Source organism: Streptomyces sp. NPDC006368, assembly GCF_040612535.1.
Classification (GTDB): domain Bacteria; phylum Actinomycetota; class Actinomycetes; order Streptomycetales; family Streptomycetaceae; genus Streptomyces.
Genome location: NZ_JBEXQK010000010.1, coordinates 133,014 through 156,512, shown reverse-complemented (window position 1 = coordinate 156,512; position 23,499 = coordinate 133,014). Strand labels below are relative to the sequence as shown.

15 protein-coding genes and 1 pseudogene are annotated in these 23,499 nt (G+C 72.7%); 6 read left to right on the top strand and 10 right to left on the bottom strand.

Features of this window, described 5'->3' with window-relative positions; all coding sequences use genetic code 11:
* The first annotated feature begins 26 nt into the window (after nt 1-26).
* Complete coding sequence (locus ABZZ38_RS11335; RefSeq protein WP_356738160.1) at nt 27-1,394, top strand: L-serine ammonia-lyase; 1,368 nt, start codon at nt 27-29, stop codon at nt 1,392-1,394.
* 75 nt (nt 1,395-1,469) lie between these two features.
* On the opposite strand, the gene ABZZ38_RS11330 is transcribed toward ABZZ38_RS11335, so the two are convergent.
* On the bottom strand, nt 1,470-1,685 hold the full coding sequence (locus ABZZ38_RS11330; RefSeq protein WP_356738158.1) for an EF-hand domain-containing protein: 216 nt from the start codon (nt 1,683-1,685) through the stop codon (nt 1,470-1,472).
* Nucleotides 1,686-1,778: 93 nt separating this feature from the next.
* Between ABZZ38_RS11330 and ABZZ38_RS11325 the strand changes: the two are divergent.
* Nucleotides 1,779-2,415: pseudogene (locus ABZZ38_RS11325) on the top strand (GNAT family N-acetyltransferase).
* A gap of 30 nt (nt 2,416-2,445) precedes the next feature.
* On the opposite strand, the gene ABZZ38_RS11320 reads toward ABZZ38_RS11325, so the two are convergent.
* The 6 genes from ABZZ38_RS11320 to ABZZ38_RS11295 all read right to left on the bottom strand — a co-directional run bounded on the left by ABZZ38_RS11320 (nt 2,446) and on the right by ABZZ38_RS11295 (nt 9,036).
* Complete coding sequence (locus ABZZ38_RS11320) at nt 2,446-3,072, bottom strand: ADP-ribosyltransferase (RefSeq protein WP_356738156.1); 627 nt, start codon at nt 3,070-3,072, stop codon at nt 2,446-2,448.
* A 78-nt stretch (nt 3,073-3,150) separates the two neighbouring features.
* Nucleotides 3,151-4,386, bottom strand: coding sequence for a PQQ-binding-like beta-propeller repeat protein (locus tag ABZZ38_RS11315; RefSeq protein WP_356738200.1), 1,236 nt, complete (start codon nt 4,384-4,386; stop codon nt 3,151-3,153).
* 326 nt (nt 4,387-4,712) lie between these two features.
* Nucleotides 4,713-5,228: an ATP-binding protein gene (locus ABZZ38_RS11310; protein ID WP_356738154.1), complete on the bottom strand. Its 516-nt coding sequence runs from the start codon at nt 5,226-5,228 to the stop codon at nt 4,713-4,715.
* A 248-nt stretch (nt 5,229-5,476) separates the two neighbouring features.
* Nucleotides 5,477-6,244 carry an enoyl-CoA hydratase-related protein gene (locus tag ABZZ38_RS11305; RefSeq protein WP_356738152.1) on the bottom strand — a complete coding sequence of 256 codons (768 nt, stop codon included), beginning with the start codon at nt 6,242-6,244 and terminating at the stop codon, nt 5,477-5,479.
* A gap of 79 nt (nt 6,245-6,323) precedes the next feature.
* Nucleotides 6,324-7,583, bottom strand: a complete 1,260-nt coding sequence (locus ABZZ38_RS11300) for an Ig-like domain-containing protein (protein ID WP_356738151.1) — start codon at nt 7,581-7,583, stop codon at nt 6,324-6,326.
* A gap of 199 nt (nt 7,584-7,782) precedes the next feature.
* Nucleotides 7,783-9,036: an Ig-like domain-containing protein gene (locus ABZZ38_RS11295; protein ID WP_356738149.1), complete on the bottom strand. Its 1,254-nt coding sequence runs from the start codon at nt 9,034-9,036 to the stop codon at nt 7,783-7,785.
* Between the two features lie 171 nt (nt 9,037-9,207).
* On the opposite strand from ABZZ38_RS11295, the gene glgX reads away from it, so the two are divergent.
* The 3 genes from glgX to ABZZ38_RS11280 all read left to right on the top strand — a co-directional run bounded on the left by glgX (nt 9,208) and on the right by ABZZ38_RS11280 (nt 15,230).
* Nucleotides 9,208-11,469, top strand: coding sequence for a glycogen debranching protein GlgX (gene glgX, locus ABZZ38_RS11290; RefSeq protein ID WP_356738147.1), 2,262 nt, complete (start codon nt 9,208-9,210; stop codon nt 11,467-11,469).
* Nucleotides 11,470-11,535: 66 nt separating this feature from the next.
* A complete protein-coding gene (locus tag ABZZ38_RS11285) occupies nt 11,536-13,305 on the top strand; it encodes an ABC transporter ATP-binding protein (RefSeq protein ID WP_356738145.1) in 1,770 nt (589 codons plus the stop codon).
* Between the two features lie 5 nt (nt 13,306-13,310).
* Nucleotides 13,311-15,230, top strand: a complete 1,920-nt coding sequence (locus tag ABZZ38_RS11280) for an ABC transporter ATP-binding protein (RefSeq protein WP_356738198.1) — start codon at nt 13,311-13,313, stop codon at nt 15,228-15,230.
* 264 nt (nt 15,231-15,494) lie between these two features.
* On the opposite strand, the gene ABZZ38_RS11275 is transcribed toward ABZZ38_RS11280, so the two are convergent.
* Complete coding sequence (locus tag ABZZ38_RS11275) at nt 15,495-16,886, bottom strand: kelch repeat-containing protein (protein ID WP_356738143.1); 1,392 nt, start codon at nt 16,884-16,886, stop codon at nt 15,495-15,497.
* Nucleotides 16,887-17,358: 472 nt separating this feature from the next.
* On the opposite strand from ABZZ38_RS11275, the gene ABZZ38_RS11270 reads away from it, so the two are divergent.
* Nucleotides 17,359-19,389, top strand: a complete 2,031-nt coding sequence (locus ABZZ38_RS11270) for a M4 family metallopeptidase (protein WP_356738141.1) — start codon at nt 17,359-17,361, stop codon at nt 19,387-19,389.
* A gap of 57 nt (nt 19,390-19,446) precedes the next feature.
* Here ABZZ38_RS11270 and glgP read toward each other — a convergent pair whose 3' ends face one another.
* Both glgP and ABZZ38_RS11260 read right to left on the bottom strand, forming a co-directional pair.
* Nucleotides 19,447-22,077 (bottom strand): alpha-glucan family phosphorylase, encoded by a 2,631-nt coding sequence (gene glgP, locus ABZZ38_RS11265; protein ID WP_356738139.1) that lies wholly within the window; start codon nt 22,075-22,077, stop codon nt 19,447-19,449.
* A gap of 109 nt (nt 22,078-22,186) precedes the next feature.
* Entirely contained in the window at nt 22,187-23,488 is a 1,302-nt protein-coding gene (locus tag ABZZ38_RS11260; protein WP_356738137.1) for an FAD-dependent monooxygenase, read from the bottom strand.
* Nucleotides 23,489-23,499: the final 11 nt, after the last annotated feature.

Below are 23,499 nucleotides of genomic sequence, written 5' to 3'. Positions count from 1 at the left end.
GACGTCTTCCCCTCAAGGAGTCCCCCGTGGCCATCTCGGTCTTCGACCTGTTCTCGATCGGCATCGGCCCGTCCAGCTCCCACACGGTCGGCCCGATGCGGGCGGCCGGGATGTTCGCCCGCCGGCTGAAGAACGAGGGTCTGCTGGCCCACACCGCCTCGATACGGGCCGAGCTCTACGGCTCGCTGGGCGCCACCGGCCACGGCCACGGCACCCCCAAGGCCGTCCTCCTCGGCCTGGAGGGCAACTCGCCCCGCACGGTCGACGTCGAGACCGCCGACGAGCAGGTCGAGCGGATCAAGGCGGACCGGCGCATCAACCTGCTGGGCGCGCACGAGATCGGCTTCGACTTCGACGAGGACCTGGTCCTGCACCGCCGCAAGGCGCTGCCGTACCACGCCAACGGCATGACCCTGTGGGCGTACGACGCCGCGGGCGCGGCCCTGCTGGAGAAGACGTACTACTCGGTCGGCGGCGGTTTCGTCGTGGACGAGGACGCGGTCGGCGAGGACCGCATCAAGCTGGACGACACCGTGCTGAAGTACCCCTTCCGCACCGGTGACGAGTTGCTGCGCCTGGCGAAGGAGACCGGCCTGTCGATCTCCGCGATGATGCTGGAGAACGAGAAGGCCTGGCGCACCGAGGAGGAGATCCGCGAGGGTCTGCTGGAGATCTGGCGCGTGATGCGGGCGTGCGTGGACCGCGGCATGTCCCGCGAGGGCATCCTGCCCGGCGGCCTGAAGGTCCGCCGCCGCGCCGCGAACACCGCGCGCAAGCTGCGCTCCGAGGGGGACGCGCAGGCCCTCTCCATGGAGTGGATCACGCTGTACGCCATGGCCGTGAACGAGGAGAACGCCGCGGGCGGCCGGGTCGTCACCGCCCCGACGAACGGCGCCGCGGGCATCATCCCGGCGGTCCTGCACTACTACATGAACTTCGTTCCCGGCGCGGACGAGGACGGTGTGGTCCGCTTCCTGCTGGCCGCCGGCGCGATCGGCATGCTCTTCAAGGAGAACGCCTCCATCTCCGGCGCCGAGGTCGGCTGCCAGGGCGAGGTCGGCTCCGCCTGCTCGATGGCGGCCGGCGCGCTCGCCGAGGTGCTGGGCGGCAGCCCGGAGCAGGTGGAGAACGCCGCCGAGATCGGCATGGAGCACAACCTGGGCCTGACCTGCGACCCGGTCGGCGGCCTGGTCCAGATCCCGTGCATCGAGCGCAACGGCATGGCGGCCGTCAAGGCCGTCACGGCGGCCCGGATGGCGATGCGCGGCGACGGCAGCCACAAGGTCTCCCTGGACAAGGTCATCAAGACCATGAAGGAGACCGGCGCGGACATGTCGGTGAAGTACAAGGAGACCGCGCGCGGCGGGCTCGCGGTGAACATCATCGAGTGCTGAGCCGCCCGCCGCGTACGCGCGTACGCGTACGGCGCCGCCCGTACCGCCGGGCGGCGCCGTTTTCCGTGGGTACGGTCACGCCTTGCTGAGGTGCGCCCAGAACTCGTCGAAGGTGAGCAGGCCGTCGCCGTTGCCGTCCTGGGAGTTGATGACGGCCTGGGCGACGGTCTCGGTGACGTGGAAGTCACCGAGCTCCGCCATGACGCGCTTGTACTCGGCGGCCGAGATCAGCCCGTCCCCGTTCACGTCGAACCGCTCGAATGCCTTGCGCGCCGACTCGATGTCCGCCACAGGTCCACCCCTTCTTGGTGCATAACTGACGGCGGTCAGATTATCGGCACGGTCGGCGCGCCCGGCCCGGGGGCCGTGGGGGAGCATGGGGGCATCAGCGGCGTGGTGGCCGAGATCCTGCCGGCGGCGGCACGGGGGGTTCCCGCCGGCCGACGGCTCGGTCAGGGTGGTCCCGCAGCCGAACGAACGGGACGCCGGTGTGCCGGCCTTCACCGCGCACCCGGTGGTCTTCACGGACGAGGACCGGGACTCGATCCGGCGGGAACTCGCGGCCACGCCGAGCGACGCGCCGACACCGCCGCCATGAATCCGGCTTCCCTGGCGGCGGTGTCGGCCCGTGCGGGCCGCCATAGAAACACCATCGGCCTGCTGACGGTCGCCCCGGCCCTGCCCGGTGCCCCGGAACTCGGCCTGCGCGAGATCGTGGACCCGGGCCACTCCCGCGTGGCACGCGCCCTGAGCTTCCGTGACGACGTACGGGTCCGGGCGGCCGACGGCGGTGTGGTGATCCTCGGCCGGGGCGCCGCGGGCCGCTGGGAGGCCGCGATCGAGGTGGACGAGGAGGCGCGGGGGGGGGATCGGGCCGGGCCCTCGCCGTCGCGGCCCGGCACCTGGTGCCGGACGCGGTGCCTGGGCCCAGCAGTCCCCGGGCAACGCCCGCAGCGTCCGTACCTTCCAGGCGGCGGGCTACCGCCCGGTCGGCTCGGAGGCGCTGTTCACGGCCGGGTGACCGACCGGGCGGGCCGGGGCGGGCGGGGGGTCAGCCGCGCCAGGGCTCGTAGTGCGGGTTGTCCTCGCACTCCGTCATGATCTCGATCTTCTTCACCTTGTCGACGGGGCAGACGCCCACGATGTGCTTGCGGGCGATGCCGCCGGGGAAGGCGACCTCCTCCTGGTCGGCGTACTTGTGCGTGTCACCGATGGTCCTGTTGACGTCCACGCCCTTCGGGGCGTCGACGTAGTAGTTGAAGCCGCTCTTCCACTTCTTGTAGAGGTCGTGGTCGTACGTCGTCGAGACGTACGGCGAGGGCTGGTTGACCAGAACGTACTTCTCGATGTCGTACTGGCCGTCCAGCGGCGCCCTGGGGTGGAAGCCCTCCTCGAAGACGACCGCCGGCGGGCGGTTGTCGGCGCGGTAGAGCTGCTTGCAGTCCTTCCGCCACGCGGGGGCGGGGGTGATCCGGTCCGGCTGTACCCGGCGGTCGGCCGCCGGGTACAGCCGGTCCTCGACGACGGGGCAGCTCGCCGCGGCCTTCGGGGCGAAGGCGGGAGCGGCGGCGGGGGCCCCGGCGGCCGGGGCCGCCTCGGTGGACGCGGCGGGGACGAGGAGGGCGGCGACGGACACGGCGAGCGCGGCGGCACGCCGCCGCGGACGGGAAGTGATCATGGCCCACACGATCGCGGCCGGGCTGCGCCGGACCCCGCACCGTCACCCGATCGGCGGCGTGTCCCGTCGTCGCGCGGCTCAGCGGAAGACGCCGGTGTGGCCCAGTGAGTAGCGGCCGGGCTGCGGGTAGACGGCGAGCCCGTGCGGGCCGCCGCCGACCGGAATGCGGGCGAGCTGTTTGCCGGTCGTGGTGTCGATCGCGTACACCTCGCCGTCGTACCGCCCGGACAGCCACAGCACCTTGCCGTCGGCGGAGACCCCGCCCATGTCGGGGGAGCCGCCGTCCGGGAGGTGCCACTTCTTCGTGAGCGCGCGGCGCGCGAAGTCGTAGACGGAGACGGAGCCCTCGCCGCGGTTGGAGATGTACATCTCCTTGGAGTCCCGGGAGACGTACAGGCCGTGGCAGCCCTTGCCGGTGGGCAGGAGCCTCGGGGTGGCGAAGCTGTCGCCGTCCAGCACCCACATGCCGTGGGCCATCATGTCGGCGATGTAGAAGGTCGTGCCGTCCGGGGAGAGCTTCACGTCCTGCGGCATGGCGCCCCGGAACGGCAGTTTCTGCTGGCCGATCACCTTCATCTTCTCGGTGTCCACCTTGAGGAGTTCGCCGGAGAACTCGCACGAGACGATGAAGTAGCGGCCGTCGGCGGAGAAGTCGGCGTGGTTGACGCCGTAGCAGGAGACCGGCTCGGTGTGGACGGGCTCCATGGTGTGCGGGTCGCGGAAGACGAGCTCGCGGTCGAGGGACGCCATGACGACGGCGTGCTTGCCGTTGGGTGTGAAGTAGAGGTTGTACGGGTCGTGGACCTCGACCGGCTTGCCCGCGACGCCGGTGGCCGGGTCGATGGGGGTGAGCGTGTGGCCCCGGTTGTTGTTGACCCACAGGGTCTTCAGGTCCCAGGACGGGACGACGTGCTGCGGCTGGACGCCCACCTTGATGGTCTCGATGACCTTGTACGTCTTCGGGTCGATGACCGAGACCGTGTTGGAGGCCGTGTTGGGGACGTACACCCGGGACGGGAAGCCCTTGACGACCGGGGAGAGCCGGCCGGGGCGGTCGGCCGCGTAGACGTCCTTGGGGTCGAGGACGGGCGGCATACCGGGAAGCCCGGCCGGCGCGGCCTTCTTCGGGACGGCGGCGGGCACCGCCGCCTTCGAGGACCGCGCCTCGGTGCGGCCCCCACCGACGCCGTCACAGCCCACCAGGGCGGCGAGGGCGGCGGCCACCACGAGGAGGCTCTTCGATCGCTTCGAGAGGGTCACGGGACATGTATGGCGCGCCGGGGGCACCGCATAACGATTGCGCCACCCGCGCATTCCCCACACCGCCGATGAATCAATCACCCAAGCCCATAGTTATTCATGCTTTACGAGGCGCGTGGCCCATCTCACCTGCGATTCAGTTTCACTATAGCCCGATTTGACCATCATTACTCCGGTAGGGCCTTTTGGCGGCAACGCCCCCCGTCTGCCATAGTCGGTGCCACGACCCCCATTGACCCGGGCGAGGTCGCATGCGCGCCGTGGACACACCCCACCCCGTCCACGGCGCCCCCATGGAAGCCCCCACGGCGCCGCACCACGGCACGAAGGGGGCTTTCCTGTCGCCGGACCCGCCCGGGCCGCCCGGGCGGCCGGCCGTGTCAGCGGTCCGCGACGCGCATCTCGAACCAGGTGGTCTTGCCGCGCGGCTGGAGGTCGACGCCCCACCGGTCCGAGAGCTTGTCGACGAGGAAGAGCCCCCGCCCGCTGGTGTCCATCTCCCGCACCGGCAAGAGGCACGGCAGGCCCCGGGACGGGTCGCGGACCTCGACCCGGATCATGCCGCGGCGCCGCAGCAGCCGCAGCCCGAAGACCCGGGCCCCGGTGTGCCGGACGGCGTTGCCGACGAGCTCGGAGACGAGCAGGACCGCGTGCTCGGCGATCTGCGGGCCGAGGGCCCACTGGCGCAGGACGACGCACTGGGTCAGCCGGCGGGCCGTCGCGGCGGACTGCGGACGGGACGGCAGCCGCACCTCGTCCTCCGCCGGGTTGCCGAACAGCTCGAGCATGTCGAGCGCCTGTTCGTCATCCGCGACCTGCACCCACCGCGCGGCGACAGCGCTGCCGCGCCGCCGCGGTTGATCCACACCTTCCAGCCCCGCCATGCCCACCATCATGGCCGCCCGGCGGCCGGCGCGGGGGCGGTTCCCCGGGAATCGTGCGCCGGTCCGAACCTCTCGCGGGGCCCCTCCGACATATGACTCCGGCAGGAAACACCCCGGATCGCACGGGTGACCTGCGGTGACCCGGATCACACCGGTGGACCGTCCGGGGCTGCGGCCGTCGGACCCCAGCCCCCTTCGGTCCGCGCCAAACCACCCACAAGGCTGACAGCCCAGCGGTCGGGTTTCCAACGCGCCATCCCTCAGAGGAACTTGGCCTTACCGGGGCCTTCCTCCACGAAGCTGCGCATTCCGCGCTCACGGTCCTCGGTGGCGAACAGCCCGGCGAACCAGTTGCGTTCGACGGTCAGGCCCGTGTCGATGTCCGTCTCCAGGCCCGCGTCGACGGACTCCTTGGCGGCGCGCAGCGCCAGCGCCGGCCCCTGGGCCAGCTTCGCGGCCCAGGCGTGCGCCTGCTCGTACACCTCGGCCGCCGGCACGACCCGGTCGACGAGTCCGATCGCCAGCGCCTCGTCGGCCTTCACATGACGGCCCGTGAAGATCAGGTCCTTGGCCTTGGACGGGCCGACCAGCCGCGCCAGGCGCTGCGTACCGCCCGCGCCGGGGATGAGGCCGAGCAGGATCTCGGGCTGGCCCAGCCTGGCGTTGTCGCCCGCGACGCGGAAGTCGGCGCACAGCGCCAGCTCGCAACCGCCGCCCAGCGCGTACCCCGTGACGGCGGCGACGACGGGCTTGGGGACACGGGCGACGGCGGTGAACGAGTCCTGGAGGGCCTTGGAGCGCAGCACCATGGCCGCGTGGTCCATCGCCTGCATCTCCTTGATGTCCGCCCCGGCCGCGAACACCTTCTCGCCGCCGTACAGCACCACCGCGCGCACGTCGTCGCGGCGGCTCGCCTCCTCGGCGAGCTCGCGCAGCCGGTCCTGGGTCGCGATGTCCAGCGCGTTCATCGGCGGGCGGTCCAGACGGATGGTGCCGACGCCTTCGGAGACTTCGAGAGTGACTGTCATACGGGGCAGGTTAGCCGCCGTTAACGACGGCGGGGCCCATGCTGTTGGTCACAGCACGGGCCCCGCTGAGTGGCGGTGGTTACGCGACCCACTCCGACCACGGCATGTTCCAGCCGTTCAGGCCGTTGTCCGGCTTGATGGTCTTGTCCTTGGAGTTCTTCACGATGACCACGTCGCCGATGAGCGAATTGTCGTAGAACCAGGCCGCGGGCGTACCGCCGTCCCAGGCGCCCCGTACGTCCCGCAGGCCCACGCACCCGTGGCTGACGTTGGCCGAGCCGAACGTCCCGCTGGACGCCCAGTAGTTGCCGTGGACGAAGGTGCCCGAGGTCGACAGGCGCATCGCGTGCGGGACGTCCTTGATGTCGTACTCACCGCCGAAGCCGACCGTGGCGCCGTTCATGCGGGTCACCTTGTACTTCTCGCTGATGACCATCTGGCCGTTGTACGTCGTCGTGGACGGCGCGCCCGCGGTGATCGGGATGGTCTTGATGAGCTTCCCGTCGCGTACGACCTTCATGGTCTTCTCGCTCGCGTCGACCGTGGAGACCTGGCTGCGGCCGATGGTGAACTTCACCGTCTTGGCCTGCTTGCCGTACACGCCCGGGCGGCCCTCGACGCCGTCCAGGTCCAGTCGCACGGTCACCTTGGTGCCCGCGGCCCAGTACTTCTCCGGCCGGAAGTCGAGGCGGTCGTTGCCGAACCAGTGGCCCTCGATCGGCACGGACGGCTCGGCGGTCACCTTGATGGCGGCCTCGACGGCCTCCGGGTTGGTGATGCCCCGGGTGAAGTTGATGGAGACCGGCATGCCGACGCCGACGGTCGAGCCGTCCTCCGGCGTGTAGTGGCCGATGAAGGTGTTCTTCGGTACGAGGGTGGTGAAGGTGGTGTCCTTCGCGGACTCGCGGCCCTCCGCGTCCTTGGCGACCGCGTGCACCTTGTACTTGGTGCCCGAGGCCAGGTGCCGTACCGGCTCCCAGCTCGTGCCGCCCGCCGCCGCCCTGCCCTCGACCTGCTTGCCCTTGGTGTCGGTGACGGTGACCGTGGTCAGTTTGCCCTTGACGGCGGTGACCTTCAGCGCACCGCTGGTGGCGACGGCGTCGGCGCCGTCCTCGGGCGTGATGGTGACGACGGCCTGCGAGGCCGCGTTCTCCACCGCGCCGCCGTCCTTCTTCCCGTCCCCGCCCTTGCCGCCGCTGCCGGGGCCGGAGCCCCCGCACGCCGTCACCAGCACCAGCAAAGCGCCCAGCACCAGGGCCGGCAGGCCCTTGCCGGTGCCGCGACCGCGCCGCGCACCGCCCGCCCCGGCCGATGCCCCCGATATCGGCTGCCCGTTCACGATCGTGTTCTCCCCTCGCACCGGCCCCGGCGCTGCCAGGACCCGCACCCCCGCGCGCTCCACTCGCACGCACCGCGTTAGATAATCACATCGCAGGCGGTACCGAGTGCCCACGAATGTCACCGTTCAGTCCCAACTTGTCCAGGACGTGAGCGGAGCATGCGGGGGGGCCGTGAGCGGCGGGGGCGTGGCGAGGAGTTCAGGACAGGGCGGAACCGGCCTTCCACCGGGCCCAGTCCATGTTCCAGCCACCCAGGCCGTTGTGGGCGGCGACCTCGCGGTCGCGGGAGTTGACCACTTCGACCACGTCGCCGATCAGGGTGCGGTCGAAGAACCAGCCGGCCGGGGAGTCCGGGCTGCCGCCCTTCACATCGCGCAGCCCCACGCACCCGTGGCTGACGTTGGCCGACCCGAACGTCTCCGGGGGCGCCCAGTAGTTGCCGTGCAGGAAGGTCCCGGAGTCGGTCAGCCGCATCGCGTGCGGCACGTCCTTGATGTCGTACTCGCCCTTCCCGGTCTCCTCGTCCGTGAAGCCGACCGTGGCGCCGTTCATCCGGGTCACGTCGAACAGCTCGGTGACCACCATCTTCCCGTTGTACGTGGTGGTCTTGGGCGCCCCCGCCGTGATGGGCAGCGTGGTGACGAGCTCGCCGTCGCGCCGTACCTCCATGGTGTGCTCCTCGGCGTCCACCACGGAGACCTGGGAGCGGCCGATGGTGAAGTCCACCTTCTTGCGCTGGATGCCGTACACGCCCGGCGCCGCCTCGACATCGCGCAGCCTCAGGTCGACGGTGACCCGGGTGCCCGGTTTCCAGTACGCCCGCGGCCGGAAGTCGAGGCGGTCCTTGCCGAACCAGTGGCCCACGACCTCGACCGGCGGCCGGGAGGTGACACGGATGGCCCGCTCGACGGCCGCCCGGTTCTCGATGGGCCGGTTGAAGTCGAACGAGACGATCATGCCGGTGCCCACGACGGAGCGGTGCTCCGGCTTGAAATAGCCGATGAAGCGGTGTTCCGGGACCGCGGTGGTGAAGGTGGAGTGGCGCGCCGAGCGGCGGCCGTGCCCGTCGAGGGCGACGGCGTCCACGCTGTACTTGGCGGCCAGCGCCAGCCGCGTACCGGAAGCCGGGCGCCAGCGCAGGCCGTCCTCGGAGATGCTCCCGGGCATCTCGGCCGGCCGGTCGTCCTCGATCTTCCTCACCTTGACCCGCTCCAGCCGGCCGCTCGGCACCCGTACCTCCAGCCGGCCGTCCGGCGCCACGCCCTTCGCCCCGTCCTCGGGCGTCACCCGGATGGTGTCACCGGGCGCCCCGCCCTTGTCACCGACCCCGATGCCCCCGATGCCGCCCTCCGGGGTGCAGCCGGCCAGCCCCGCCACCAGGCCCGCCATCAGTCCTGCCCATGTCACGGCCGCGGCCGTGCCGAGCCCTGCCCGTCTCAGTACGTGTTTCACGCTCCGCCCAACGAGCGCCCCCCTCCAGGGGAAACGTCGGTGCGGGTCATGTTGGGAGCCCGGCCCGGAGGGAAGAACAGGTGGAGGACCACGTGTGCGAGCCGCGGCCGGGACGCCGCGGCTCGCGTGCGGCGTGGGCCGGCAGGGGGACGAGCCGCGGGAGGCCGGCAGGTGTCGAGCGCAGCGGAGCAGGGGGCAGTGCGGCGTGCGCAGAGCGCGCAGGGCCCGCTGCGAGATGTCGTACGCGGACTGAACGCGCGCCCCAGGGCGGCGCCCGGCCCGCCGGTGTGGCCGGGGGCGCCGACGCCCCTGGGCGCGCGGTTCCGGGTCGGGCCGGACGGGGTGGCCGGGACGAACTTCGCCCTGTGGGCGGGCGGCGCGGAGGCGGTGGAACTGTGCCTCTTCGACGCGGACGGCACGGAGAGCAGGGTGCCGCTGACCGAGCTGACGCACGAGATCTGGCACGGTTTCGTGCCGGGCGCGCGGCCCGGGCAGCGGTACGGCTACCGGGTGCACGGCCGGTGGGACCCCTGGACGGGTGCCCGCTGGAACCCGGCGAAGCTGCTGCTCGACCCGTACGCCCGGGCGGTGGACGGCGAGTTCTCCCTGCCGGCCGAGGTGTACGGGCACGTACGGGACTGGCCGGAGCAGCACGTCGCGGACACCGTGCGCGACGACCGGGACTCCGCCCCGTACGTGCCCAAGGGCGTCGTCGTGCACGACGACGCGCCCGACGACGAGTGGGCGGACGACCGGCGGCCCAAGACGCCGTGGGCGGACTCGGTCATCTACGAGGTGCACGTACGCGGCTTCACCAAGCGCCACCCGGGCATCCCGGAGGAGCTGCGCGGCACGTACGCGGGGCTCGCGCACCCGGCGGCGATCGAGCACCTCGTACGGCTCGGGGTGACGGCGGTCGAGCTGCTGCCGGTGCACCAGTTCGCGCACGAGGACCATCTGCTGCGGCGGGGGCTGAAGAATTACTGGGGCTACAACTCCATCGGCTACTTCGCGCCGCACGCCGCGTACGCCGCCACGGGCACGGCGGGGCAGCAGGTCGGCGAGTTCAAGCGGATGGTGCAGGCGCTGCACGCCGCGGGCATCGAGGTCATCCTCGACGTCGTCTACAACCACACCGCCGAGGCGAACGAGCTGGGGCCGATGCTGTCGCTGCGCGGCATCGACAACCGCGGCTACTACCGGCTGGCCTCCGACGCCCGCCGGTACGCCGACTACACGGGCTGCGGCAACACCCTGCACGTCGTCCAGCCGCACGTACTGCGCCTGATCACCGACTCGCTGCGGTACTGGGTCACCGAGATGGGCGTCGACGGCTTCCGGTTCGACCTGGCGGCGGCGCTGGCCCGCTCCATGCACGACGTCGACATGCTGTCGCCGTTCCTCGCGGTCATCGCCCAGGACCCGGTGCTGCGGCGCGTGAAACTGATCGCCGAGCCGTGGGACGTCGGCAACGGCGGCTACCAGGTGGGGGCCTTCCCGCCGCTGTGGACGGAGTGGAACGACCGCTACCGGGACGCCGTGCGGGACTTCTGGCGCGGCGCGCTGCCCGACGTACGGGACCTCGGGTACCGGCTGTCGGGCTCCAGCGACCTGTACGCGTGGAGCGGGCGGCGGCCGTACGCCTCCATCAACTTCATCACCGCCCACGACGGCTTCACGCTCCGCGACCTCGTCAGTTACGAGCGCAAGCACAACGAGGCCAACGGCGAGGGCAACCGGGACGGCACGAACGACAACCGGTCCTGGAACTGCGGCGCCGAGGGCGAGACCGACGACCCGGACATCAACGCGCTGCGCCGGCGGCAGGTGCGCAACCTGCTCACCACGCTCCTGCTCTCCACGGGCGTGCCGATGCTGGTGTCGGGCGACGAGATGGGCCGCACCCAGGGCGGCAACAACAACGCCTACTGCCAGGACAACGAGATCGGCTGGGTCGACTGGTCCCTCCTGGAGCGCCCCGGCCCGCGCGGGCTGCTGGAGCTGACGTCCCGGCTGCTGACGCTGCGCCACGCCCACCCGGTGCTGCGGCGCCGGGCGTTCTTCTCGGGCCGCCCGCAGGCCGCGGACGGGCTGCGCGACCTGGCCTGGTTCACCGCGCGCGGGGAGGAGATGACGGAGGCCGACTGGTACGCGCCGGCGGCGACGATCGGCCTGTACCTGTCCGGCCGGGACATCCCGGGGCGGGACGCGCGGGGTGAGCCGATCACGGACGACAGCTTCCTGGCGATCCTGCACGCCGCCGCCGGACCACTGGACTTCGTCCTGCCGGGGCCGCCGTGGGCGGGCTCGTACGAACTGGTGGTCGACACCTCACGGGAGGACCAGACGGACGCGCCGGGCACGGTCCACCCGGGTGGTGAGGCGGTGCCCGTACCGGGCAGGACGGTGCTGCTGTTCCGGGTGCGGGAGTGAGGGGGAGAGCCGGTCGGCCGAAAAGGACGTGAGCGGTGTCAGGGGTGAACCGTAGGCTCGGAGCTGATGAATGACCGCTCAAGCATCCGTTCGCTGACGCGCCTGTGGCCGTACGTCCGGCCGGTACGGGCGCGGCTGTTCGCGGCGGCGTTCGTCGCCGTCGTCGCGTCGTGTCTTGGCCTGGTCATCCCCCTGGTGCTCAAGTGGATCGTGGACGGCCCGGTGACCGGCCGCGATCCGGACGGGGTGTGGCTCGGGGCGCTGGTGGTCCTGCTGCTCGGGGTGGCGGAGGCGCTGCTGTTCGGGCTGCGGCGGTGGCTGGTGGCGCGCCCGCTGGCGGGGGTGGAGGCGGCCATGCGCGCCGACCTGTACCGGCATGTGCAGCGGCTTCCGGTGGCGTTCCACGACCGGTGGGCGTCGGGGCAGTTGCTGTCGCGGGCCACGACGGATCTGGCGCTGCTGCGGATGTTCATGGCGTTCCCGCTGACGTTCCTGTTCGTCAACGGGGTGACAGTGCTGGTGGGGTGCGCGGTTCTGCTGGCGCAGGACGGGTTCCTGGGGCTGGTGCTGCTGGTGCCGGTCGTACCGCTGATCGTGGTCTGCGCGCTGTTCGAGACGCGGTACTCGGTGGTGGCGCGGCGCGCGCAGGACCAGGTGGGTGATCTGACGACGGTCGTCGAGGAGAGCGTGCTGGGCATCCGCGTCATCAAGGGCTTCGGGCGGCACCGCAGCCAGGCGCGGGCGTTCCGCGCACTGGCGGAGCGGCTGCGCACCACGGAGCTGGGCAAGGCGCGGCTGCTGGCCGGCATCTGGGCGGTGATCACCTTCGTACCGGAGCTGGCGATCGGCGCGGCGCTGGTGCTGGGCAGTGTGCGGGTGGCGGACGGTGAGCTGACGGCGGGCACGCTGGTGGCGTTCCTGTCGACGGCGCTGGCGCTGCGGTGGCCGGTGGAGTCGATCGGTTTCCTGCTGGCGCTGAGTCAGGAGGCGGCGACGGCGACGGAGCGGTACTTCGAGGTGATGGACGAGGCCGAGGAGGACGCGGGCGGTACGTCGCCCGCCTCGTCGTCACCCGGCGGGCTGCGCTTCGAGAGCGTCACCTTCCGCTACCCGGACGCGCCGCCGGATGCCCCGCCCGTGCTGGCCGGGGTCGATCTGTGGGTCCGCCCGGGCGAGACGATGGCGCTGGTGGGTGCCACCGGCTCCGGCAAGACGACGCTGACGGCCCTGGTGCCGCGGCTGCACGAGGTGACGGGCGGCCGGATCCTGCTGGACGGTGTCGATGTGGCGGACCTGCCCCGGGAGCGGCTGCGGGAGCTGGTGTCGGTGGCCTTCGAGGAGCCCACGCTGTTCTCCGCGAGCGCCGGCGAGAACGTGCTGATGGGCGCCGGCCCGGCGGGCGCGGGCGAGGACGGGATGCGGCGCGCGCTGGAGGTGGCGCACGCGGACTTCGTGGGCCGGCTGCCGCACGGCGCGGCGACGCGGGTGGGCGAGCAGGGCCTGAGCCTGTCGGGCGGTCAGCGCCAGCGGCTCGCCCTGGCCCGTGCGGTGGTGGGCCGCCCGCGCTTCCTGGTCCTGGACGACCCGCTGTCGGCGCTGGACGTCCACACCGAGGCGCTGGTGGAGGCCGCTCTGCGGGAGGTGCTGCGGGACACGACGGCCCTGGTGGTGGCGCACCGCCCTTCCACGGTGCTGCTCGCGGACCGGGTGGCCCTGCTCTCCGGTGGCCGTATCGCGGCGGTGGGCACCCACCAGGAGCTGCTGCGGGAGAACGCGGAGTACGCGTGGCTGATGTCGGGGACCGGGACGGGCGGCACGAAGGGCGGTGCGGGGTGAGCGGGGTGACGGACACGACGGCGGACACGGCATCCGGCCCGGACGACGACCGGCGGGCTGGCCGGGGGGCGCCCGTCGACCCGGGCGGCGGGACGGGCGGCGGCGGGACGGGCGGCGGCGGGACGGGCGGTGACGATCCCTTCGACCGGGACGCCCTGCCCACCGGGCGAGGGGCCACCGGGGCGCTGCTGCGGTCCCTGCTCGGGCCGCGCCGCGTCCGTGTGGGCCTCGCCGGCCTGCTCCTGGTGCTCCAGCAGGCGGCGGTGCAGGCGGGCCCGCTGCTCGTCGCGTACGCCATCGACGGCGGCGTACCGGCGCTGCGGCGCGGTGAGTACGGGCCGCTGATCGCCGTCGCCGCCGGGTACGGGGGGTGCGCGGCGGGTGCCGCGCTCCTCCAGTACGCCTTCGTCCGCGCCGCCGCGCGCGTGAACCAGGACGTCCTGCTGGACCTGCGCGGCCGGATCTTCCGCCACGCCCAGGCGCTGAGCGTGGACTTCCACGACCGGTACACGTCGGGCCGGCTGATCTCCCGCTCCACGACCGACGTCGAGGCGCTGCGCGAGCTGCTCGGCGAGGGCTTGCAGGAACTGATCGGCGTCGTCCTGTCCTTCGTCTGCATCTCCGTGATGCTGCTCTGGCTGGACGTGGGCATCGGCGCGGTGGCGGTGGCGTCGTTCGTCCCGCTGCTCCTGCTGGTACGGCTGTACCGGCGGCGCGCGGCGGTAGCGTTCAGCGCGCGGTCCACCGCGATCTCGGCGGTGATCGTGACGTTCGCGGAGACGATGAACGGCATCCGGCCGGTACGGGCGTTCCGCCGTGAGCGCGTGAACGACGAGCGCTTCCGGGTGCTCAACCACCGCCACGAGCGCCGCAACGGCGACGCGATCCTGGAGATGGCCCGCTATGTCGTCGGCTCCCGTCTGGTGGCGAACACGGCGGTCGCGGGCATGGTCCTGTGGGGCGCGTACCGGGTCGCGGGCGGCACGCTGGCGCTCGGTGCGCTGGCGGCGGCCGTCCTCTACATGCGGAGGCTGTACGACCCGATCGACCGGCTCGCGATGTTCCTGAACTCCTACCAGTCGGCCGCCGCGTCGCTGGAGAAGATCGCCGGGCTGCTGGCGCAGACGCCGGGCGTTCCGGAGCCGACTGCGCCCCGCGCCCTGCCGCCGTCCCGCCCGGGGTCGCCCGGCCGGGAGGTCGTCTTCGACGGCGTCGGGTTCGCGTACCGCACGGGTGGCGAGGTGCTGCCGCGCTTCTCGCTGACGATTCCGGCGGGGCAGACCGTCGCCGTGGTCGGTGCCACGGGCGCGGGCAAGTCGACGCTGGCCAAGCTGCTGGCCCGCTTCTACGACCCGACCGAGGGGCGGGTCCTGCTCGACGGCGTCGACCTGCGCGACCTGGCGGTGCCGGAGCTGCGGCGCGGGGTGGTGATGGTGACGCAGGAGGCGTTCCTGTTCTCCGGGACGGTCGCGGAGAACATCGCCATCGGCCGCCCGGACGCGACCCGCGAGGAGATCGAGCACGCCGCGAAGGCGATCGGCGCCCACGACTTCATCGCCGCCCTCCCGGACGGGTACGACACCGACGTACGCAAACGGGGCGGCCGGATCTCGGCGGGCCAGCGCCAACTGGTGTCCTTCGCCCGCGCCCTGCTGGCCGACCCGGCGGTGCTGATCCTCGACGAGGCGACGAGCTCGCTGGACATCCCCGGCGAGCGGGCGGTGCAGCGCGCCATGGACACGGTGCTGCACGGCCGGACGGCGGTGGTCATCGCCCACCGCCTCTCCACCGTTTCGATCGCGGACCGCGTCCTGGTGATGGCGGCGGGCCGCGTCGTGGAGGACGGCCCGCCGTCCGAACTCATCGCCGCTGACGGCCACTTCGCCGGCCTGCACCGGGCGTGGCGCGACAGCGTGGTGGGGTGAGGCGTCCACGGACGGCGTGCCGGGCCGCCCGCGCACCACGCCCCCTGGGGCTTCCGCGTCAAAACGTCCCGGCAGCCGGGGAGCGCGACCGGCCACCGGGCCGCTCACCGGTACGGCTTCCGGGGTCAGGGGGCGCCGCTCGCGTGGTCGCGTCCCGCCGGGAGGGTGGACGCCCCTTCGTCGAGCAGCCGCGCCGGGAGGGAGCCGCGCGGCGCCGCAGTGCGCCGGCTCGGCGACTGCGGCGGCGGCGGTGGCGCGTCCACCTCAGCGCCGCGGGACGAGCGCCTTTCCGGTGAAGCCGGGCGTGGTGACGTCGAAGGCCGTCACGTGGGTGGTCGGGGTGGCGTCGACCATGCCGCCGGGGGCGTACAGGCAGGTGCGGGAGAGGTCGGCGGAGCAGGGGGCCGCGGTGGCGGTGAGGCCGAAGCGTGCCTGGGGAAGCGCCGGGACGGCGGACCAGGTGTTGGTGCGGGGGGCGAACACCTCGGTGGTCGTGACGCCCGTGGTCTGGGTGGTGGGCGAGCCGCCGATGCCGTACACGCAGGTGGTGCCGAGGAGCGCGGTGGCGTCCGGGCAGGGGGCGGAGGTGACGCCCATGCCGCGGCGGGCGGTGGGGGCCGAGGGGAGCTTCACCCAGGTGCGGGACTCGGGGTCGAAGACCTCGACGGTGTTCACGGGTTCGGCGGTGTCGTTACCGCCGATCGCGTACACGCAGGACGGCGCGTGCGACACCACCGCGCGGGGGCAGGACGCGGACGTCACGCCCAGGCTGCGGCGCGCCGTGGGGAGCGCGGTCAGCGTCGCCCAGGTGTTGGTGGCCGGGCTGTAGGCCTCGACGGCGGCGAGCGTCTTGACCGCGCTCCCGGAACCGGTGCCCGGGCCTGAGCCGGAGCCCGTGCCGGTGCCTGAGCCGGGCTCCGTGCCGGTGCCTGAGCCGGGCTCCGTGCCCGTGCCGGTGCCGGTGCCGGAGCCGGTGCCCGTGCCGGTGCCGGTGCCGTGGCCCGCGCCTGAGCCGGGCTCCGTGCCGGTGCCCGTGCCGGAGGCGGCGGTGCGCGCGGCGCCGGCGACGGTGTACACGCACATGCCGCGCAGCTCCTGGACGCCCTGGGGACACGGCGCGGCGGCGGCGCCGAGGAAGGCGCGGGCGGTGGGCATCGAGGGCACGTTCGCCCAGGTGTTGGTGGCCGGGCTGTAGGCCTCGACGGTGGTCAGGGAGCCGCCGCCGTTGGTGCCGCCGACGGCGTACACGCACGTGCCGCGCAGCGCCTCGACGTCCTGCGGGCACGGCGCGGTGACGGCCGCCAGGCCGGAGCGGCCCACGGTCATCGACGGCAGCTTGGCCCACTTCTTCGTCTTCGGGCTGTACGCGTGGGCCGACAGCGCCGCTTCGAGGGGGTGGCCGCCGACGACGTACACACAGGCGCCCTCCCCGAGGCCCTCGACGTCGTCGGGGCAGGGCGCCGTCGTCGTGCCGTGGCCCGTGCGGGCCATCGTCAGGTCGGGGACGGGCACCCAGCCGGGGTCGGCCGCGGCGTGCGCCGGGGCGGCCGGGGCCGCCAGCGCGGAGGTCAGCGCGGCGGCGACGAGCCACCGGCGCCGCCGGTGCCCGCTCGTGGTGGTCGGGTGACATCCCTCGGGTCGGGAAAAGATCCGCACCTGTGGTCCCTGCCTTTCAACGGTCTCGACATTCAGGACCATTAAGACATCGCACCCTCCGACACGCGGCGGAGCCACGACCGAACGACTGACGCGGCGGCGGACAACGGACGGCCGGGAACGAGCCACAGTGCCGGGTGCCGGGGAGAAACGCAGGCCGCCGGCCGCTCAACACGCCGTTCACGCACGGTGGGTGCGGGTCGCGACCTGGCTCCCCTCCGGCCCGGGGATCGGCGAACACCGGGCGACGTGGCGGCGTTGCCCCGCGAAACGTCCGCTTAACGAACATGGCTCTTCGGGCAACGGACGATTTCCGGCCAACTTGTTGACGCGGTCCTGACAGCGACCCTTTACGGCTGCCACTCTTCCAGCGTTCTGCCGCACAGCTGTTCGCACCCGTTCCACCAGCTCTGTTTGCTCTGCCCGGACGGCCCACCCAGCCGTCCGTACCCCCCTCGCAAAAGGAGTCTGCGTGAGATCCACGCCAAGCCGTCGCGCCACCGCGACGGGCGCTCTGATCGCCGCCGCCGCCATGCTCGCCGTGGGCGTGCAGACCGGCACCGCCACCGCCGACGACGAATGGCCCGTCGCCCCGAAGGCGCAGGCAGCGGGCAAGGCCGACCCCGGCGCTCTGCCCGCCGACCTCTCCCCCGCCCAGCGCACCGCGCTGATACGCGCGGCCGACGCGTCCAAGGCGGCCACCGCCAAGGAGCTCGGCCTCGGCGCCCAGGAGAAGCTCGTCGTCCGCGACGTCGTCCAGGACCGCGACGGCACCACCCACACGCGCTACGAGCGCACCTACGCGGGACTCCCGGTGCTCGGCGGCGACCTGGTCGTCACCGAGACCAGGGCGGGCAAGCGCGAGGGCGTCAGCAAGGCCTCCCGGGCGGAGCTCAGGAACGTCGACACCGGCGCGGACGTCGCACCGGCCGCCGCCGAGCGGCAGGCCCTGGCCGCCGCACGGGCGGAGGGCTCCAGGGCGACCGACGCCGAGCGCGCGCCGCGCAAGGTCGTCTGGCTGGCGCAGGGCAAGCCGGTCCTCGCGTACGAGACCGTGGTCGGCGGGCTCCAGCACGACGGCACCCCGAACGAGCTGCACGTCCTCACCGACGCCACCACCGGCAAGAAGCTGTACGAGTGGCAGGCCGTCCACACCGGCACCGGCAACACCCAGTACAGCGGCCAGGTCACGCTCGGCACGGCCCCCTCGTACTCGCTGACCGACACCGGCCGCGGCAACCACAAGACGTACAACCTCAACGGCTCGACGTCCGGCACCGGGACGCTCTTCTCCGGCGCCGACGACATCTGGGGCGACGGCACCCCGCAGAACAAGGAGACCGCGGGCGCCGACGCGCACTACGGCGCCGCGCTGACGTGGGACTACTACAAGAACGTGCACGGCCGCTCCGGCATCAGGGGCGACGGCGCCGGCGCGTCCTCCCGCGTCCACTACGGCAACGCGTACGTCAACGCCTTCTGGCAGGACAGCTGCTTCTGCATGACGTACGGCGACGGCTCCGGCAACACCAAGCCGCTGACGTCCATCGACGTCGCCGCGCACGAGATGACGCACGGCGTCACCTCCCACACCGCCGGCCTCGTCTACAGCGGCGAGTCGGGCGGCCTGAACGAGGCGACCTCCGACATCTTCGCCGCCGCCGTCGAGTTCTACGCCAACAACCCCAAGGACGTGGGCGACTACCTCGTCGGCGAGAAGATCGACATCCGCGGCAACGGCACCCCGCTGCGCTACATGGACAAGCCGAGCAGGGACGGCTCGTCCAAGGACGCCTGGTACTCGGGCATCGGTGGCATCGACGTCCACTACTCCTCGGGCCCGGCCAACCACTGGTTCTACCTGCTCTCCGAGGGCAGCGGCGCCAAGACCGTCAACGGCGTGAACTACGACTCGCCGACCTCCGACGGCCTGCCCGTCACCGGCATCGGCCGTGAGAAGGCCGCGCTGATCTGGTTCAAGGCGCTCACCACCAAGTTCAACTCCACCACCAACTACGCGGGCGCCCGCGCCGGCACCGTCGCGGTCGCCACGGAGCTGTACGGCGCGGGCAGCGCCGAGGTCAAGGCCGTCGAGCACGCCTGGGCCGGTGTCAACGTCGGCGCCCGCCCCGGCGGCGGCGACCCCGGCACCGGCAAGGTCTTCGAGAACACCGCCGACGTCTCCATCCCGGACAACGGCGCCGCCGTCACCTCGGCCGTCAGCGTCACCGGCATCGCCGGCAACGCCCCCTCCGCGCTCAAGGTGGACGTGGACATCGTCCACACCTGGCGCGGTGACCTGGTCGTCGACCTGGTGGCCCCCGACGGCTCGGTCTACAACCTCAAGCCGTACAGCTCCTCCGACTCGGCGGACAACGTGAAGGCCACGTATACGGTCAACGCGTCGAGCGAGGTCGCCAACGGTTCGTGGAAGCTGCGCGTCCAGGACAAGGCCGCGCAGGACACCGGCTACATCAACGGCTTCAAGCTGACGTTCCCGTAGGCGGTCCGCTCAGCACACCGCCCGGTGGCACCCCGCGTGCCACCGGGCGGTGGTGCGTCACCGCATCAGTACGCCGGCGCCCTCGCCCGTCGTCTCCGTCGGAAGCGCCACCAGGCCCAGGTCCGCGCTCGTCGCCAGCAGCCGGTGGGTGGGCAGGAGCCGGACCGTGTAGCCGAACGGGCCCGTGCGGTCCAGGGTGAGCGGCCCCTCGTACATCCAGCGCCCCTGCTGGTCCGGCCCGCCCGCCGGTTTGAGCGGGAACGTCCCGGGGTCGGCGAGCCGGTCGTCCGGGTTCACCCGGCCCGCGACCGCCTGGACCTCCACGTCCTCCGGCCGGAGGTCCCCGAGGGTCACCCGGACCCGCAGGGCCAGGGTGGAGCCGAGCTCGGCGATCCCGCTGGACTCCTCGACCTCGACGTGGTCGACCGCCACCCGTGGCCACGCGGCGCGCACCCGGGCCTTCCAGGTGGCCAGCTCCCGCGCCGCGCCGGCGTCCAGTGACCGGTGGGCGAGCGCGGCGGGCGTGTACAGCCGCTCGACGTACTCGCGCACCATGCGCCCCGCCAGCACCTTGGGGCCAAGGTTGGCGAGCGTGCGGCGCACCATCTCGATCCACCGCTCGGGCAGCCCGTGGCCGCCCCGGTCGTAGAAGCGGGGGGCGACCCGCTCCTCGATCAGCTCGTACAGCGCGGCGGCCTCCAGGTCGTCGCGGCGGTCCTCGTCGGTCGTCGGTCCGTCGGCGGTCGGGATGGCCCAGCCGAAGTCCGGCTCGTACCACTCGTCCCACCAGCCGTCCAGCACGGAGAGGTTGAGGCAGCCGTTCAGGGCGGCCTTCATCCCGCTCGTCCCGCACGCCTCCAGGGGCCGCAGCGGATTGTTCAGCCAGACGTCACAGCCGGGGTAGAGCTTCTGCGCCATGCCCATCCCGTAGTCCGGCAGGAAGACGATGCGGTGGCGCACGCGCGGGTCGTCGGCGAACCGCACCAGCTCCCGCACCAGCCGCTTTCCGCCGTCGTCCGCCGGGTGGGCCTTGCCCGCGACGACGATCTGCACCGGCCGGTTCGGGTGCAGCAGCATCTCCGTCAGCCGGTCGCGGTCCCGCAGCATCAGGGTGAGTCGCTTGTACGAGGGGACGCGGCGGGCGAAGCCGATGGTGAGGACGTCGGGGTCCAGGACGCCGTCGATCCAGCCGAGCTCCGCCGAGACGGCGCCCCGCTGCCGCCACGAGGCGCGCAGCCGCGTCCGCACCTCCATCACCAGCTGTTCGCGCAGTTCGCGCCGCAGCTCCCAGATCTCCGCGTCGGTGATCTCGGTGACCGAGTCCCAGCGCTGCGCCCCGCCGATGCTGAGCGCGTCCTCGGCGCGCTGCGCGCCGATCTTCCGGGCGCCGAGGCGGAACACCTCGGGCGCCACCCAGGTCGGGGCGTGGACGCCGTTGGTGATGGAGGTGATCGGCACCTCCTCGGGGTCGAAGCCGGGCCACAGGCCGGAGAACATCCCCCGGCTGACGGCGCCGTGCAGGGTGGACACGCCGTTGGCGCGCTGGGCGAGGCGCAGCCCCATGACGGCCATGTTGAAGAGGTTGGGTTCGCCGCCCGGGTAGGTCTCCAGGCCGAGCTGGAGGATCCGCTCGGCGTCGACGCCGGGCAGCTCCGCGCCGTCGCCGAAGTGGCGGGCGACGAGTTCGCGGTCGAAGCGGTCGATGCCGGCCGGGACCGGGGTGTGGGTGGTGAACACCGTACCGGCGCGGACGGCCTCCAGCGCCGCGTCGAAGTCGATCCCCGTCTCGCTCAGTTCGCGGATGCGCTCCAGGCCGAGAAAGCCGGCGTGTCCCTCGTTGGTGTGGAAGACCTCGGGGGCGGGGTGGCCGGTGAGGGCGCAGTACGCCCGGACGGCCCGCACACCCCCTATCCCCAGCAGCATCTCCTGGAGCAGCCGGTGCTCGCTGCCGCCGCCGTACAGCCGGTCTGTGACGTCGCGCTCGGAGGGCCCGTTCTCGTCGACGTCCGAGTCGAGCATCAGCAGGGGGACGCGGCCGACCCGGGCCACCCAGACGTGGGCGTGCAGACTGCGGCCGGCGGGCAGGGCGAGGGAGACGCGGACGGGGCCGCCGTTCTCCTGCCGCAGCAGGCTGAGCGGCATCTCGTTGGGGTCGAGGAGCGGATAGTGCTCCAGCTGCCAGCCGTCCCGGGAGAGGGACTGGCGGAAGTAGCCGTGCCGGTAGAGCAGACCGACGCCGATCAGCGGTACGCCGAGGTCGGAGGCGGCCTTGAGGTGGTCACCGGCGAGGATGCCCAGGCCGCCGGAGTACTGGGGCAGGGCGGCGGTGACGCCGAACTCGGGCGAGAAGTAGGCGATGGCGGCGGGCAGTTCGCCGTCCGACGCGGCCTGGTGCTGCTGGTACCAGCGGCGGCCGCGCAGATAGTCGTCGAGGTCGTCGGCGGCGGCGGACAGGCGGCGCAGGAACCGCCTGTCCTTGGCGAGCTCGGCGAGCCGCCCGGCGGACACGGAGCCGAGGAGCCGTACGGGATCGCCGCCGGCCGCCCGCCAGCCGTCGGGGTCGACGGTCTGGAACAGCTCACGGGTCTCGGCGTGCCAGGACCAGCGCAGGTTGCGCGCGAGGTCGCTGAGTGGTCGAAGGGGTTCGGGGAGGACGGGGCGCACGGTGAATCGACGGATTGCCTTCACGTGTTCCACCTTCGCAGGGGAGATCCGTATCGGGGCGGACGCACAACGGTGTGCGTCCGCCTTCACCCTCCGACGTTAGTGGCACCGCGCCCCGTCAACCACGGCGCACTCAGGGGAGCGCACTCACCGGTACCTCGTACGGGGAGCCCAGGTTGACCGTCGCCGGGTCGAACGCGCCGGTCAGCGCGTACCGGGCGGCGATGTCCGCACGTTCGTGCGGGGGGATGACGTCGTCGATGTCGGTGAATCCGCCCGGCGCACGCCGGTGGGCCAGGTTGATGACGATCTCGGGGCCCAGGCGCCGGTTGGCGCGCTGCAGCTCCGTCATGGCGGGGCGGCGCTCGCCCTCGTACGCGGCGAGGGCCTCGGCCGGGTCGCGGTGGAGGGCCATGGCGTGGGCGAGCGCGCGGGCGTCGACGATGGACTGCGTCGCGCCGTTGGAGCCGATGGGGTACATGGCGTGGGCGGCGTCGCCGATGAGGGTGGTGCGGCCGTGGGTCCAGCGGGTGAGCGGCTCACGGTCGACCATGGGGTACACGAAGGCGCCGTCGGCGGCGCGCAGGACGTCGGGGACGCTGACGCCGTCGAACTCCCATCCCTCGTAGTGGTGGAGGAAGGAGTCGACGGGTACGGGACGGTTCCAGTCGCCGCGCGTGGACGTCGACGAGGCGTTGGCGATGCGGTCGGCGGGCATCGCAAGCGCCCAGTTGACGAGGGTGTCGGGGCGGCGCAGGGTCGGTTCGCTCACCGGGTAGACGACGGCCTTCTGCCGGTCGTCGCCCGCGATGAACATGAAGGAGCCGGCGCGGCGGGCGTCGACGCGTGACACGCCGCGCCATACGAGCATGCCGTTCCACGGCGGCTCGCCCTCGCCCGGGTTGAGCGCCGCGCGGACCGTGGAGCGGATGCCGTCGGCGCCGATCAGGACGTCGGGCCGCAGGGAGGTGAGGCCGCGGGTGGCGCCGTCGCGGTGTTCGAGGCGGACGCGCGGGCGCCCGTCCGGGAGCAGGTCGAGGCCGGACACGCGGACGCCGCCGACGAGGGCGGCGGGGCCGAGCCGTTCCCGTACGGCTTCGGCGAGGACGAACTGGAGGTGGCCGCGGTGGACGGACAGCTGGGGCCAGCGGTAGCCGGCGCGCAGGCCGCGGGCCTCGCGGGAGATGAGTCCGCCGGAGCGGTGGTAGTAGCGCAGCTCCCGGGTGCGTACGGCGCCGGCCTCGACCTCGTCGAGGACGCCGAGCGCGTCGAGCTCCCGGACGGCGTTGGGCATGAGGTTCAGCCCGGCGCCGACGGGCCGGATCCCGGGGGCGGCCTCGACGACGGTGACGTGCGGGAAGCCGGCGGCGTGCAGGGCGAGCGCGGCGGTGAGTCCGGCGATGCCGCCACCGGCGATGAGGATGTGCGGGGTCATGGGCGCACTCC

Excerpts from the sequence above, each read along its gene's own strand:
- ABZZ38_RS11320 (WP_356738156.1), bottom strand. The coding sequence starts at position 3,072 with ATGATCACTTCCCGTCCGCGGCGGCGTGCCGCCGCGCTCGCCGTGTCC.
- ABZZ38_RS11315 (WP_356738200.1), bottom strand. The coding sequence starts at position 4,386 with ATGCGCGGGTGGCGCAATCGTTATGCGGTGCCCCCGGCGCGCCATACA.
- ABZZ38_RS11310 (WP_356738154.1), bottom strand. The coding sequence starts at position 5,228 with ATGATGGTGGGCATGGCGGGGCTGGAAGGTGTGGATCAACCGCGGCGG.
- ABZZ38_RS11305 (WP_356738152.1), bottom strand. The coding sequence starts at position 6,244 with ATGACAGTCACTCTCGAAGTCTCCGAAGGCGTCGGCACCATCCGTCTG.
- ABZZ38_RS11285 (WP_356738145.1), top strand. The coding sequence starts at position 11,536 with ATGAATGACCGCTCAAGCATCCGTTCGCTGACGCGCCTGTGGCCGTAC.
- ABZZ38_RS11260 (WP_356738137.1), bottom strand. The coding sequence starts at position 23,488 with ATGACCCCGCACATCCTCATCGCCGGTGGCGGCATCGCCGGACTCACC.